Origin of the sequence: Bradyrhizobium algeriense (genome assembly GCF_036924595.1) — a bacterium.
In the GTDB taxonomy this organism is placed as follows: domain Bacteria; phylum Pseudomonadota; class Alphaproteobacteria; order Rhizobiales; family Xanthobacteraceae; genus Bradyrhizobium; species Bradyrhizobium algeriense.
Map to the genome: position 1 here is coordinate 6907778 of NZ_JAZHRV010000001.1, position 13454 is coordinate 6921231.

General features: G+C 62.2%; 11 protein-coding genes and 1 pseudogene. 6 read left to right on the forward strand and 6 right to left on the reverse strand.

Going from position 1 to position 13454, the window contains the following annotated elements; translation table 11 throughout:
- Nucleotides 1-221: 221 nt before the first annotated feature.
- A complete protein-coding gene (locus V1286_RS33255; RefSeq protein WP_334487177.1) occupies nt 222-407 on the forward strand; it encodes a hypothetical protein in 186 nt (61 codons plus the stop codon).
- 285 nt (nt 408-692) lie between these two features.
- Here V1286_RS33255 and V1286_RS33260 read toward each other — a convergent pair whose 3' ends face one another.
- Nucleotides 693-1268 carry a methylated-DNA--[protein]-cysteine S-methyltransferase gene (locus V1286_RS33260; protein ID WP_334490066.1) on the reverse strand — a complete coding sequence of 192 codons (576 nt, stop codon included), beginning with the start codon at nt 1266-1268 and terminating at the stop codon, nt 693-695.
- 108 nt (nt 1269-1376) lie between these two features.
- On the opposite strand from V1286_RS33260, the gene V1286_RS33265 reads away from it, so the two are divergent.
- The 3 genes from V1286_RS33265 (at nt 1377) to V1286_RS33275 (ending at nt 4611) form a co-directional block, all read left to right on the forward strand.
- Complete coding sequence (locus V1286_RS33265; RefSeq protein WP_334487180.1) at nt 1377-1739, forward strand: DUF1304 domain-containing protein; 363 nt, start codon at nt 1377-1379, stop codon at nt 1737-1739.
- A gap of 130 nt (nt 1740-1869) precedes the next feature.
- Nucleotides 1870-3096, forward strand: a complete 1227-nt coding sequence (locus V1286_RS33270) for an ABC transporter substrate-binding protein (protein ID WP_334487183.1) — start codon at nt 1870-1872, stop codon at nt 3094-3096.
- A gap of 288 nt (nt 3097-3384) precedes the next feature.
- Nucleotides 3385-4611: an ABC transporter substrate-binding protein gene (locus tag V1286_RS33275; protein WP_334487186.1), complete on the forward strand. Its 1227-nt coding sequence runs from the start codon at nt 3385-3387 to the stop codon at nt 4609-4611.
- Between the two features lie 77 nt (nt 4612-4688).
- Here the strand turns inward: V1286_RS33275 and V1286_RS33280 are convergent, their stop codons facing one another.
- Nucleotides 4689-5114: a DUF1330 domain-containing protein gene (locus V1286_RS33280; RefSeq protein ID WP_334487188.1), complete on the reverse strand. Its 426-nt coding sequence runs from the start codon at nt 5112-5114 to the stop codon at nt 4689-4691.
- 146 nt (nt 5115-5260) lie between these two features.
- Between V1286_RS33280 and V1286_RS33285 the strand changes: the two genes are divergently transcribed.
- Nucleotides 5261-7486: a transglycosylase domain-containing protein gene (locus V1286_RS33285; protein WP_334487189.1), complete on the forward strand. Its 2226-nt coding sequence runs from the start codon at nt 5261-5263 to the stop codon at nt 7484-7486.
- Nucleotides 7487-7638: 152 nt separating this feature from the next.
- Here the strand turns inward: V1286_RS33285 and V1286_RS33290 are convergent.
- The 4 genes and pseudogenes from V1286_RS33290 to V1286_RS33305 all read right to left on the reverse strand — a co-directional run bounded on the left by V1286_RS33290 (nt 7639) and on the right by V1286_RS33305 (nt 11784).
- Nucleotides 7639-8489 (reverse strand): annotated as a pseudogene (locus V1286_RS33290) (M48 family metallopeptidase).
- Nucleotides 8490-8685: 196 nt separating this feature from the next.
- Nucleotides 8686-10035, reverse strand: coding sequence for a polyhydroxyalkanoate depolymerase (locus V1286_RS33295; RefSeq protein WP_334487191.1), 1350 nt, complete (start codon nt 10033-10035; stop codon nt 8686-8688).
- 127 nt (nt 10036-10162) lie between these two features.
- Nucleotides 10163-10993, reverse strand: coding sequence for an ABC transporter permease (locus V1286_RS33300; RefSeq protein ID WP_334487193.1), 831 nt, complete (start codon nt 10991-10993; stop codon nt 10163-10165).
- Nucleotides 10990-11784: an ABC transporter ATP-binding protein gene (locus V1286_RS33305; RefSeq protein ID WP_334487195.1), complete on the reverse strand. Its 795-nt coding sequence runs from the start codon at nt 11782-11784 to the stop codon at nt 10990-10992. Before V1286_RS33305 ends, V1286_RS33300 begins: the two co-directional genes overlap by 4 nt.
- Before the next feature lie 247 nt (nt 11785-12031).
- Here V1286_RS33305 and V1286_RS33310 point away from each other — a divergent pair, with 247 nt between their 5' ends.
- Nucleotides 12032-13357, forward strand: coding sequence for an ActS/PrrB/RegB family redox-sensitive histidine kinase (locus tag V1286_RS33310; protein WP_334487196.1), 1326 nt, complete (start codon nt 12032-12034; stop codon nt 13355-13357).
- Nucleotides 13358-13454: the final 97 nt, after the last annotated feature.

Below are 13454 nucleotides of genomic sequence, written 5' to 3' on the forward strand. Positions count from 1 at the left end.
GCGACAGCAAAGCATCACATTTTGATCCGGCAAGTGGCAATTCCTTAAGAGGAGGTCGCCATGCGTTTAGAACCGCGCTGCTCTCATTGCGACAGTGAAGACCCGAAAATCATCTCTCTGCGAAATCCTGCGTTTGAACGCTACTGCGGACGCTTCTGTCTCGACAAGGGTCACGAGAATTTCATTCGCTGGATAAGGCGTACGAATGCGGAGGTCGCGTCATGACCAATTGTTGCGGAAATCCGGAATGCAAGCGCCCCTTCGGGCTGGTCCGGCGCAGCTGGTACCTCGAACAGTTTTGCTCGGCAAAGTGCCGCGAGATCTACAAGCGTCAGGTGGAACGCAACAAGGCCTACTGGAAATGGCTCTACAAATGCCCTGAGCCCTCGGTCGCGGAAAGAAGCTGATCCAGCCACGGAACGGACACCCAAGGAGCAAGCATGACGACAGTGCAAGCGATGCTGGCGGGCGCGATACTGGCCTGGGCACCCACGATTCTTGTGTTCGTCTATATCGTGCGGGACATGCGAAACACGCGAGGCCTCGATTAGAGCGTGATGACTTTTCTTCGAATCGTCATCCCGCTCTATCCCTTTGATTTGAGCATGATCTCCGCGCAAACGCGTTCCGCGTTTGTCGCGAGGGAAAACCGGTACCCACTTTTCCGGATCATGCTCTAGCTGAAGTCTCGATCAAACTTGTGACGGGTCCTCAAGCACACCTCCCAGCCGCTTGATCGACCCGTCCCCTTTTTTAATCCGAGCGCCCTCGTGCTGCAACAGCCAGCGCTTACGCTCCAGCCCGCCGCCGTACTTCACCAGCGACCCGTTGGCGCCGATCAGGCGATGACAGGGCAGGACGACGCTGATCGGATTGGAGCCGTTGGCATGGCCGACGGCGCGGACGGCTTTGGGCATTTTGAGCTTCGCGGCGAGCGCGCCATAGCTCAGCGTCGTGCCTGCGGGAATCCGGGGCAGCGCGTTCCAGACCTTTTGCTGAAAAGGCGTGCCGGCGACGCGCCATTCGATCGCAGCAAGGCGATCGAGGTCGCCCTTGAAATAGCCGGTCAATGCGGCGCGCAGCCCGCGCGGCGCCCGCGCATTCTTCAGTTCCACCGTGCCGTAATGCAGCCGCAGCAACTGCTTCATGCGCGGCTCATGATCCTCCCAGTCCAGCGCGCGGAGCAGGCCGTCCGCATCGGTGACCAGCAGCGCCGTCCCGATTGGCGTTGGCAGGCGGTCGAGGTCAAAACTCTCTGGCATCGGCATTCCCGGAAAAATATCTGCCCTGAAAAATATCGGCAGGCGTTCCGCACTTTTCCACCCGCCGCGTGCTAGCGTCCACCCGAATTCCGCTGCCGGTTGGGGGACCGCAACATGATCTTCATCGCCAATTTTCTCGTCGCGGTGGTTGCCGCACTGCATGTGTTTTTTCTGGTGCTGGAGATGTTTCTCTGGACCAAGCCGCTGGGCCTGAAAATCTTCCGCAACGGAATCGAGAAGGCAAGGGACTCCGCGGTGCTGGCCGCCAACCAGGGCCTGTATAACGGCTTCCTGGCTGCGGGCCTCGTCTGGGGCCTGTTCCATCCCAATCCTGCCTTCGCCTTCCAGATCAAGGCGTTCTTTCTGCTCTGCGTGATCGTGGCCGGCGGCTATGGTGCGGCAACCGTCAGCCGCCGGATCCTCTACGTGCAGGCGGCGCCCGCGGCGCTCGCTTTGGTTCTGCTCTGGCTGGCTTGACAGGCTCACACTTCCGTCACTGCCTTGCGTTGCCAAATCCGTTCCGCCAAACTCCCTGGCAACGATGACGGCTGGCCATCTGAACCGATGACCGGACACGATCATCGGTCAACACAACGGAGGCAGCGATATGAGAACTGGCATTCTTCATCTCCTTGCAGGCGCGGCGGTTGCGATCACGCTATCGGCGACATCTGCAAGTGCGCAGAAGAAATACGATATCGGCGCCAGCGATACCGAAATCAAGATCGGCCAGACCGTTCCGTTCTCGGGCCCGGCCTCCGCTTATGCCGGCATCGGCAAGACGCAGGCTGCCTATATGCGGATGATCAACGAACAGGGCGGCATCAAGGGCCGCAAGATCAACCTGATCCAGTATGACGACGCCTACTCGCCGCCGAAAGCCGTCGAGCAGGTGCGCAAGCTGATCGAGAGCGACGAGGTTCTGCTGACCTTCCAGATCATCGGCACGCCGTCGAACGCCGCCGTCCAGAAATATCTCAACGCCAAGAAGGTGCCGCAGCTCCTCGCCGCGACCGGGGCGTCGAAATTCACCGATCCCAAGAATTTCCCCTGGACGATGGGATACAATCCCAACTACCAGACGGAGGGCCGCATCTACGGCCAATACATTCTGAAGAACCATCCAACCGCCAAGATCGGTATTCTCTATCAGAACGACGATCTTGGCCGTGATTATGTCACCGGCTTGAAGGACGCCCTCGGCGCCAAGGCCCCGTCGATGATCGTCGCCGAAACGTCCTATGAGCTGACCGATCCGACCATCGACTCGCAGATCGTCAAGCTGAAGGCGGCGGGCGCCGACCTGCTCTACAATGCCTCGACGCCAAAATTCGCAGCGCAGGCAATCAAGAAGGTCGCCGACCTCGGCTGGAAGCCGGTGCATATCCTCGACATCAATGCGAGCCCGATCTCCGCCACGCTCAAGCCCGCAGGCCTCGATATCTCCAAGGACATCATCTCCACCAACTACGGCAAGGATCCGCTCGATCCGACATGGAAGGACGATCCCGGCATGAAGGCCTATTTCGCCTTCATGGACAAATATTACCCCGAGGGCGACAAGCTCAACACCGTCAACGTCTACGGCTATGCGACCGCGGAATTGCTGGTGAAGATCCTGCAACAATGCGGCGACGATCTCACGCGCGAGAATATCATGCGGCAGGCCACCAGCCTGAAGAACGTCACCGGCAGCCTGTCGCTGCCGGGCATGGTCACCAACACCTCGCCGACCGACTACCGCATCAACAAGCAGATGCAGATGATGAGGTTCAACGGCGAACGCTGGGAACTGTTCGGCCCGATTATCGAGGATACCGGGCCGACCGGTTAGCGCCCCGCCCCGATTCAAGACAGAAGCCGTCGGCGTCACCCATGATGCCGGCGGCTTTTGTTTTGAGCCCCGTGATGTCCCTGCCCGCGCACCTGCATCATTTTGCGGCTGACACCAGGTATGGACTCTTTTTGAGCAAACGGAACCGATACCCGAAACCCGGATGTTGGATACCTTGCATTGCAATATGGCTTCCGCCACTATTGTGGCAGCGATGACGCCGCCAGCCAAATCCAGCCCGCGGCAAGATCATCGGCTCAATCATGAACACATGAGGAACGCAGCATTATGAGGAAGAGTATTTTCCATCTGGTCACCGGCACGGCGCTTGCGGTTGCGCTGTCGGTCTCGTCGGCCCAGGCCCAGAAAAAATACGATACCGGCGCGACCGATACCGAGATCAAGATCGGCCAGACCGTGCCGTTCTCCGGCGCCTATTCCGTCTATGCCAATATCGGCAAGACGCAGGCAGCTTACATGAAGATGATCAACGATCAGGGCGGCATCAACGGCCGAAAGGTCAACCTGATCCAGTATGACGACGCCTATTCGCCGCCGAAGACGGTCGAGCAGATCCGCAAGCTGGTGGAAGGCGACGAGGTCCTCCTGACCTTCCAGGTCATCGGCACCGCGGCCAACGCCGCCGTGCAGAAGTATCTCAACACCAAGAAGGTGCCGCAGCTGTTCGCCGCCACCGGCGCCTCGAAGTTCACCGATCCCAAGAACTTCCCCTGGACCATGGGCTACAACCCCAACTATTTCGTCGAGGGCAAAATCTACGGCCAGTTCATTCTGAAGGAGTATCCGAGCGCGAAGATCGGCATTCTTTATCAGAATGACGATCTCGGTAAGGATTACATCAACGGGCTGAAGGCGGGCCTTGGCGACAAGGCATCGAAGATGGTCGTCGCAGAAGCTTCCTACGAAGTTTCCGATCCCACCATCGATTCGCAGGTGCTGAAGATCAAGGACGCCGGCGCGGATCTGTTCTACAGCGCCTCGACGCCGAAGCAGGCCGCTCAGGCGATCCGCAAGATCCACGAGCTTGGCTGGAAGCCGGTCCATATCGTCGACATCAACGCGAGCCCGGTGAGCGCCACGCTGCAACCCGCCGGCCTCGAAGCGTCGAAGGGTGTGATCAGCGTCCAGTACGGTAAGGATCCGGCCGATCCGACATGGAAGGACGATCCCGGCCTGAAGAAGTATCTCGACTTCATGACGAAGTACTTCCCCGACGGCGACAAGATGAACACCGTCAACACCTACGGTTATTCGACTGCGCAGCTGCTGGTGCAGGTACTCAAGCAGTGCGGCGACGACCTGACACGTGAGAACGTGATGAGGCAGGCCGCCAACCTGAAGGACGTCGTGCTCGATCTCGGCCTGCCCGGCATGAAGATCAACACCAGCCCCACCGACTACCGCGTCAACAAGCAGCTGCAGCTGATGAAGTTCAACGGCGAGCGCTGGGAATTGTTCGGCCCGATCCTTGAGGACGCAGGTCCTGCGGGTTAGTCGCGGCGACCTAATCGAAACGATCGGCGGAAAGAAGCGATCGGCGGCCCCTCGGGGCCGCCGATTTTTTTCAAACCCTACTCCGGTATCTCCCCAAACGTCTTGCCGGCCGGCAGCACCGCGTGCCGGATCAGGCGGGAATCCTCCACCGCGGCCTGGCGGTGCTTCACCGCTTCGCGGTAGACGGGATCGCGGATCATCTCGGCGAACGCCGCGACGCTTGGATATTCGGCGATGAAGCAGTGGTCCCAGCGCTCCGCCTCGGGTCCGATCAGCATCAGTTCGAACCTGCCCTGCCAGACGATGCGGCCGCCGAGCCGTTCGAATACCGGGCCGCTTTCGCGCCCATAGGCCGCGTAGGCCTCCGCGCCCGTCGCCTTGCGGCCGTCGGGATAGGCGGCCTGCGCGCGCAAACGAACCAGGTTGAGCATGTGGATCGGACCCGGCCGGTCATTGGCCCTGAATTGCGCGAATACTTCCCTCGTCGGATCGATGTGGCCCATGCGGTTTTTCCCTGAGAATGCTGTGGTTTGCAGCCATCCTAATATGGACCCCGCCGCACCTCCTAATCCCGCGTTAACCTTTCCGTAACCGTCCCTTAAACAGCCCCCGGTAGCGTGCGGTGAGACGGGTGTGAACGGCGTTTGTCATGGCGTGGGGACGGAAAAAGCGCGGCGGACGCGAGGAGCCGCTGTTTGGGCTTCCGGCAGCGCTCGCCGATCTGCGCCTCTCTCCCGAGGATCGCATCCCCGCCGCCGTCGACGACGACAAACCGAAGAAACCAGTGCCCAAGCGCAAGCACGAAGAGGACGACGACGAGCCGCCGCCGCGCGAGAGGAAGCCGCGCGCGGCTAAGGGCGGCGCCAAGCGGCGCGCGAAATCACGCGGCCGGATCAGGTTCGGCCGGCTGATCTATTGGGGCGCGGTGCTCGGCCTGTGGACCGCGATCGCGATCATCGGCGTCGTGGTCTGGGTCGGCGCGCATCTGCCGGCGATCCAGTCGCTGGAAATTCCAAAGCGCCCGCCGACCATTCAGATTGTCGGCGTCGACGGCAGCCTGCTGGCCTCGCGCGGCGAAATGGCCGGCACCAATGTCGCGCTGAAGGATCTGCCGCCTTATCTGCCGAAGGCGTTCATCGCCATCGAGGATCGCCGCTTCTATTCGCATTACGGCATCGATCCCATCGGCATCGCGCGCGCGGCGGTCGCCAACATCCTGCATCGCGGCGTGTCGCAGGGCGGCTCGACGCTGACGCAGCAGCTCGCGAAAAACCTGTTCCTGACCCAGGAACGCACCATGGCGCGCAAGCTGCAGGAGGTGGAGCTGGCGCTGTGGCTGGAGCGCAAGCACTCCAAGAACGAAATTCTCGAGCTCTACCTCAACCGCGTCTATTTCGGCTCCGGCGCCTATGGCGTCGAGGCGGCTTCGCAACGCTATTTCGGCAAATCCGCCAAGAACGTCACGGTTGCGGAAGCCGCGATGCTGGCGGGCCTCGTCAAATCGCCGTCGCGGCTGGCGCCGAACCGCAACCCCGAAGGCGCAGAGGCGCGCGCTCAGATCGTGCTCGCGGCGATGGCGGAGGGCAAATTCATCAGCGCCGCCCAGGCCAAGGCCTCGATCGGACATCCCTCCTACAAGGTGAAGCCGGCCGGCGCCGGCACGGTCAATTACGTCGCCGACTGGATCGGCGAGGTGCTCGACGATCTCGTCGGCCAGATCGACCAGAGCATCGTGGTCGAGACCACGATCGATCCGAAACTGCAGAGCGTCGCGGAAGCCGCCATCATCGACGAGCTCGCCGCAAAGAGCGTGAAATTCAATGTCACGCAAGGCGCGCTGGTGGCGATGACGCCCGAAGGCGCGGTGCGCGCCATGGTCGGCGGGCGGAACTATGCCGACAGCCAGTACAACCGCGCGGTGACGGCCAAACGCCAGCCCGGCTCGGCGTTCAAGCCGTTCATCTATCTGACGGCGATCGAAGGCGGCCTGACGCCGGAAACGATCCGCCAGGACGCGCCGCTCGATCTCAAGGGCTGGAAACCTGAGAACTACACCCATGAATATTTCGGCTCGGTGACGCTGACACAGGCGCTGGCGATGTCGCTCAACACGGTCGCGGTGCGGCTCGGCCTCGAGGTCGGGCCAAAGAACGTGGTGCGGACCGCGCACCGGCTGGGGATTTCATCGAAGCTCGAGGCCAATCCTTCGATCGCGCTCGGTACCTCGGAAGTCTCGGTCATCGAACTGGTCGGCGCCTATGCACCCTTTGCCAATGGCGGGCTCGGCGTCTCCCCGCATGTCGTGACCAAGATCCGTACCCATGAGGGCAAGGTGCTGTATGTGCGGCAGCCCGACCGGCTCGGCCAGGTGATCGAGCCGCGCCATGCCGCGATGATGAACACGATGATGCTGGAAACCCTGCTGTCCGGCACGGCGCGCAAGGCGGAGATTCCGGGCTGGATGGCCGCCGGCAAGACCGGCACCAGCCAGGATTTCCGCGACGCCTGGTTTATCGGCTACACGGCGAACCTCGTCACCGGCGTCTGGCTCGGCAATGACGATAACTCGCCGACCAGGAAGGCCACCGGCGGCGGCCTGCCGGTGGAAGTGTGGACCCGCTTCATGCGCACGGCGCATCAGGGCGTTCCGGTGGCGAGCCTGCCGAACGCGCAGCGCGGCGGCTTCATATCGAACCTGTTCCAGACCGCGTCGCAGGTCAGCGCCGCGCCTGCCCCGTCGGCGCAGGTCCCCCAGGGCGGCGGATATCGACCGCCACCGGCACGAACGCCCGCGCCGCCGCCGAATCCGTCAGCGCGGCCGGAAGCCGCGGCGGGACTGGATGGCTGGCTGGTGGATCGGCTGTTTGGGAGGTAGGCGGTAATCTCGCGACCACCACAAGCCGTCATACCCCGCGAAAGCGGGGTATCCAGTACGCCGCGGCCTCTTGGATTATCGCTGACGTCTCTGGAATACTGGGTCACCCGCCTTCGCGGGTGACGACACCGCGATATGCGGCGACGACAGAACTAATCCTCGACCCCGTAGCGATGCAAATCGTTGCCGTAGGTGTCGAGCCAGCGCTTGGCGCGTTCGACATGGTCGCAAATACGATCCACGACGCGCCAGAACCTGGGCGAGTGGTTCATCTCGACGAGATGGGCGACTTCATGGGCGGCGAGATAGTCCAGCACATAGGGCGGCGCGAGGATCAATCGCCAGGAATACGACAGCGATCCGGCCGAGGTGCATGAACCCCAGCGGCTCGACTGGTCGCGGATCGACACCCGCCTGACCCGCACACCGAGATCCGCCGCGTAGGCGAGCGATGCCTTGTGCAGATCTTTGCGCGCTTCGCGCTTGAGAAAGTCGTGGACGCGCCGGTCCATGTGTTCGAAATCGCCGGCCACACACAAAATCTTCTCGCCGCTGTCGCGGGTTTCAGTCCACACCGTGCCGCGCTCGCCCGCGCGATGCACGATCCGGTGCGGCACACCGCGCAACGGTATGACAGTGCCGGCCTGAAACGGTGCGGCCTTCGGCAGACGGCCGAGACGGGCGGCGATCCAGCCGCCGTGAAGCTGCGCAAAATCCTTGGCTTCCATGATCGTGCCGCGCGGCGGCATCGTCAGGATGGCTTCGCGATCCGTTGGATGAATGCGCAAGGTGTATCGCCGCGCGCGGCGGTGCCGGCGCAGCCTGATCGCAAAGACTTGCGAGCCGTGCTTGACCAAAAGAGTCGCGGGTTCGGCGGGCCGCCGATAAAGGAGGGCGCGAGTAGCCATGTCTTGGAGTCCGGGGAGTAGGAGTTCGCCCGGATTCTGCCATATCCGCCGCCAGGGAAATCGCATCTAAATTGCTCGGCGCAAAAACAAATCATTTGCCCAATATACAGGGGCTTGGCGGCAAATCGCCTCTAGGGAATGGGGCTGGAGCCCAAAATTTCGGCTGGAACCGGGGGTCAAAAACGGCCTCAAGGAATGAGTCTGAACTCACCGCTTGATTCGACCGGAATCCGGAATGTTTGAATCTTCTCAGCAACTTATAGGCGACCCGGAATCGATGCCGCCCGGGCACTATTCGGCTGCACGGACCAATGTTGGCTTGGTAGTAGCCGCTGAAATCTTGGTATTGGCCGCCGACATCATGAAATCGGAGATGCGCGGCACGATTTCGGAACGGAATCGCGATCCGTTGAACACGCCGTAATGGCCGACACCCTTCTGCACGTAATGCACACGTCGATGATCGGGAATATGCGGGCACAATGCGTGCGTCGCTTCGGTCTGACCGAGCCCGGAGATGTCGTCTTTCTCGCCTTCCACCGTCATCAGCGCCACGCGGCGGATCTGCGACGGATCGACCGGCTTGCCGCGATGGGTCATCTCGCCCTTGGGCAGTGCGTGCTTGACGAAGACGACGTCGACGGTCTGCAGGTAATACTCCGCCGTCAGATCCATCACCGCGAGATACTCGTCATAGAATTCGCGGTGCTTGTCGACCATGTCGCCGTCGCCCTTCACCAGATTGTTGAACAGGGCCTTGTGCGCGTCGGTATGGCGATCGAGATTCATGGTGATGAAGCCCGAGAGCTGCAAAAAGCCCGGATAGACGTCGCGCATCACGCCGGGATGCGGGAACGGCACCTTGGTGATGACATGGTTGCGGAACCATTCGATGCCGCGCTCGGCCGCGAGGTTGTTCACTGACGTGGGATTGCGGCGGGTATCGATCGGACCGCCCATCAGCGTCATTGACAGCGGCACGAAGGGATCGCGCGCGGCTTCCATCACGGAGACCGCCGCCACCACCGGCACCGAAGGCTGGCACACCGCGATTACATGCATGTTGCCGCCGAGCACGTGCAGCATCTCGATGACGTAATCGACATAGTCATCGAGATCGAAGCGGCCCTCGGTGAGAGGAACCATCCGCGCGTCGGACCAGTCGGTGATGTAGACTTCATGCGTCGGCAGGAACGCCTCGACCGTGCCGCGCAGCAGCGTCGCGTAATGGCCGGACATCGGCGCCACGATCAGCACGCGCGGATGCGGGCTGCGCAGCGGCCGGGTCAGCTTGCGATCGAAATGCAGCAGACGGCAGAACGGCTTTTCCCAGATCGAGCGGACTTCGACCGGCGTGCGGACGCCGTTGACTTCGGTGGTGTCGAGACCCCATTCGGGCTTGCCGTAGCGGCGCGTGGTGCGCTCGAACAATTCGCAGGCCGCGGCGATCGATTTGCCGAATTCGGTGTGCGACCAGGGATTCAGCGGGTTTTGAAACAGGATTTTGGTGGCATCGGTCACGGCGCGTGCCGGGTTGAGCGACGCGTGACCCATCTCGTACATCCAGTACATCGGCGTCGTGAGCGCCGGACTGCCTTCGGCCACTAGGGGCGGTGCGCCGCCAAACTCACCAATCGGCATTTTATTTCTGACCTCTGTTTGCGCCGCAGCATAGTGCAGAATGCGTAATAATGCGTCAATGCACCGAACGCGCCTATCCAGATGTATAAGGGACGCAAAACCCCGGAAAACCACGGGAAACTGTGACTTATTCGCCACCCCCGAGCAAAGATCCGTGATGTTTGGCGCTGCGCAAAAGGGCAAGGAAGATCGCAAAGGAGGCAACGAACAGCACCACGTTGATGCCAAGCGACCAGACCATCAGGTCGGCCCTGAAGACGTGATCAATCAGGAGCGCGCGCATGCCCTCGAACACATAGGTCGGCGGCAGCGTCCAGGCGATATACTGCAGCCAGCCGGGCAGCACCGCGACCGGGTAATAGATGCAGGCGAGCGGCATCAGGCCGAACATCAAGGTCCAGACGATGCTCTCGGCGCCGAGGCCGTTGCGCAGCACCAGGCCGGATACGAAAATTCCGACCGACCAGCTCGTGAAGATCAGGTTGCAGAAGAACGCGATCAGCGGCAGCCCGATCGCGAAGAAGTTGAAATCGAAGAAGAACAGCGCCAGCAGCGTCATCGGGATGACGCCGATCGCGAGCCGGATCAGGCTCATGATCATCAGCGAAATCAGGAATTCGATCGGTTTCAGCGGGCTCATCATCAGGTTGCCGAGGTTGCGCGCCCACATCTCCTCGAGAAACGAGATCGAGAAGCCGAGCTGGCCGCGAAACAGGATGTCCCACAGGATCACCGCCCCGATCAGCGTGCCGCCGGCACGCGCAAAGAAGCCGTCGTTCTGCGAAATGTAGCTCTGCAGAAAGCCCCAGGTGATGATCTGCAGCGCCGGCCAGTAGATCAGCTCCAACAGCCGCGGCCAGGACGACATCAGAAGATACCAGTAGCGCAGCACCATCGCCTGGATGCGATGCCAGGAAATGGCGTAATGGGCGGCGGTCTCGCGGGCGACCTCGCTCATGGCGTCTCCTCCCGCACCCGGCCGCGCGCGACGTCGAGGAATACGTCTTCCAGCGTGGTGCGGTTGTAGCGCGCCATGATCTGGTCGGGGCTGTCGTCATCCTCGATGCGGCCGCGCTTCATGATGATGACGCGGTCGCACAGCCGCTCCACTTCCAGCATGTTGTGCGACGCCAGCAGGATGGTGGCGTCATGGGTCTTGCGGTAGTTCGCCAGATGCTGCCGCACCCAGTCGGCGGTATCAGGATCGAGCGAGGCCGTCGGCTCGTCGAGCAGCAGCAGCTCGGGCTGGTTGATCAGCGCTTTCGCCAGCGCGACGCGGGTCTTCTGGCCGGCCGAGAGTTTTCCGTTGGCGCGATCGAGAAATTCCTTGAGATCGAGGTCGGACGCGAGCTGTTCGATGCGCTCGGCGAGATTCTGCACCGCATAAAGCCGGCCGAAGATGGTGAGGTTCTGCCGCACCGTGAGCCGCATCGGCATGTCGACATAGGGGCTCTCGAAATTCATCCGGCCGAGCACCTCGGCGCTTCCCTCCGGCATCGCATGACCGAGCACCTGGACGCGCCCCGAGGTCGGCAGCACCAGTCCCATGATCATGGCGATCGTCGTGGTCTTGCCGGCGCCATTGCCGCCGAGCAGGCCGGTGATGCTGCCGCGCGCGATCCGGAACGACACGTCATCCACTGCGCGGGTGGTCTTGTAGAGTTTTATGAGATGCGCGACGTCGATCGCGGCGGACCTTTCCGGCCCGGCCGCGGGAGGCTTTGCTGGCGCTGTCTCACTATTGTCCATGACTGCCCGTTCATTGGGCCATCACGGGGGTGAGCGCAAGAACCTCGTCATGCAAGGTCGTCATGGCCGGGCTTGTCCCGGGCATCCACTTCCTTTCGATCTGTCGGCAAGTAAAGACGTGGATGGCCGGGCATAGGCGAGCGGCAGCGACGCCGTCCTTCCGGACGGCTATGCCCGGCCATGACGGAGAAAGCGAACCTGACCGCGCGAATTTGTGATCATACGCCCGCACGGCTAAACTCCAGATATGACCGACGTCGCCGCCTCCGATTTCCGCCTGCCGCACCGCTATGTCCGTCTCGATACGATCCTCCGGCTGCGCTGGCTGGCCGCGCTCGGCCAGCTCACCGCGATTTTCATCGTGGCGCATGGGCTGGAATTCGCCTTTCCCGTCATTGCCTGCGTCGCCATCGTCGGCATCTCGGCGCTGCTCAATCTCGCGCTGCAGATCGCCTTCAACCCGATGCAGCGGCTGGAACCGGCCTATGCAGCGGCGCTGCTCGCGCTCAACATCGTCGAACTCGCCGCGCTGCTGTTCCTGACCGGGGGATTGCAGAACCCGTTCTCGTTCCTGTTCCTTGGTCCGGTCCTGATCTCGGCGACGGTGCTGCCGATCCGGATGACGGTCGGCCTCGGCCTGCTCGCGGTCGCCTGCGCCTCGGCGCTGGTGTTCTTCCATCTGCCGCTGCCGTGGGACAGCGAAGACCCGCTGGTGCTGCCGCCGATCTATCTGTTCGGGGTCTGGCTCTCGATCGTGCTCGCGATCGGCGTCACCAGCCTCTATGCGTTCCAGGCGACCGAGGAGGCGCGAAAACTTTCCGACGCGCTGGCCGCGACCGAGCTGGTGCTGACGCGCGAGCAGCATTTGACCCAGCTCGATGGCCTTGCGGCTGCCGCCGCGCATGAGCTCGGCACGCCGCTGTCGACGATCTTCCTGATTTCGCGGGAGCTGGAAAAGACGGTCGACGGCAACGACTCATTGGCGTCCGATCTGAAGACCCTGCGCGAGCAGGCGCAGCGCTGCCGCGACATCCTGGCCAAGATCACCCAGCTTTCCTCCTCCGGCGCGCCGTTCGACCTGATGCCGATCTCGATGCTGATCGAGGAAGCGGTGGCGCCGCATCGCGATTTTGGCGTCGCCATCAAGGTGCGGCTAGCTGTCGCAGCCACGCGGGAACCGGTCGTCGCGCGGAACCCGGCCATCCTCTACGGCGTCGGCAACATCCTGGAAAATGCCGTGGATTTCGCGCGGACGACGGTGGAGGTGAACGCCTGGTGGAACGCCGATTCGGTCGTAATCGTCATTTCGGACGACGGCCCCGGCATCGCGCCCGATATGCTGAAACGGATCGGAGAACCCTATTTATCAAGGCGCCGCAGCGCCGATGAGGCCCACCGCGAACGCACAGGCCTCGGCCTTGGCGTGTTCATCGCCCGCACGCTGCTGGAACGGACCGGCGCCAAGGTTTCGTTCTCCAACCGGACCTTTCCCGATCACGGCGCCGTGGTGCAGATCGCCTGGCCCCGCGCCCGTTTCGAGGCCGAGGAAAGTGCTGTAGGCCCAGCGGATTAGGCGAAAGCCAGCCGATCGACTTTGTGGGGCCTTGGCAGTGCAAAACTACCGCGCCATATGCTCTATATGATGATCTACATCCGCAACCCCGGGGGAA

Bases quoted from the DNA above. Each gene is read 5' to 3' on its own strand.
- V1286_RS33280 (WP_334487188.1), bottom strand. From the start codon at position 5,114: ATGGGCCACATCGATCCGACGAGGGAAGTATTCGCGCAATTCAGGGCC.
- V1286_RS33260 (WP_334490066.1), bottom strand. From the start codon at position 1,268: ATGCCGATGCCAGAGAGTTTTGACCTCGACCGCCTGCCAACGCCAATC.
- V1286_RS33310 (WP_334487196.1), top strand. From the start codon at position 12,032: ATGACCGACGTCGCCGCCTCCGATTTCCGCCTGCCGCACCGCTATGTC.
- V1286_RS33275 (WP_334487186.1), top strand. From the start codon at position 3,385: ATGAGGAAGAGTATTTTCCATCTGGTCACCGGCACGGCGCTTGCGGTT.
- V1286_RS33270 (WP_334487183.1), top strand. From the start codon at position 1,870: ATGAGAACTGGCATTCTTCATCTCCTTGCAGGCGCGGCGGTTGCGATC.
- V1286_RS33305 (WP_334487195.1), bottom strand. From the start codon at position 11,784: ATGGACAATAGTGAGACAGCGCCAGCAAAGCCTCCCGCGGCCGGGCCG.
- V1286_RS33265 (WP_334487180.1), top strand. From the start codon at position 1,377: ATGATCTTCATCGCCAATTTTCTCGTCGCGGTGGTTGCCGCACTGCAT.
- V1286_RS33285 (WP_334487189.1), top strand. From the start codon at position 5,261: ATGGCGTGGGGACGGAAAAAGCGCGGCGGACGCGAGGAGCCGCTGTTT.
- V1286_RS33255 (WP_334487177.1), top strand. From the start codon at position 222: ATGACCAATTGTTGCGGAAATCCGGAATGCAAGCGCCCCTTCGGGCTG.
- V1286_RS33300 (WP_334487193.1), bottom strand. From the start codon at position 10,993: ATGAGCGAGGTCGCCCGCGAGACCGCCGCCCATTACGCCATTTCCTGG.
- V1286_RS33295 (WP_334487191.1), bottom strand. From the start codon at position 10,035: ATGCCGATTGGTGAGTTTGGCGGCGCACCGCCCCTAGTGGCCGAAGGC.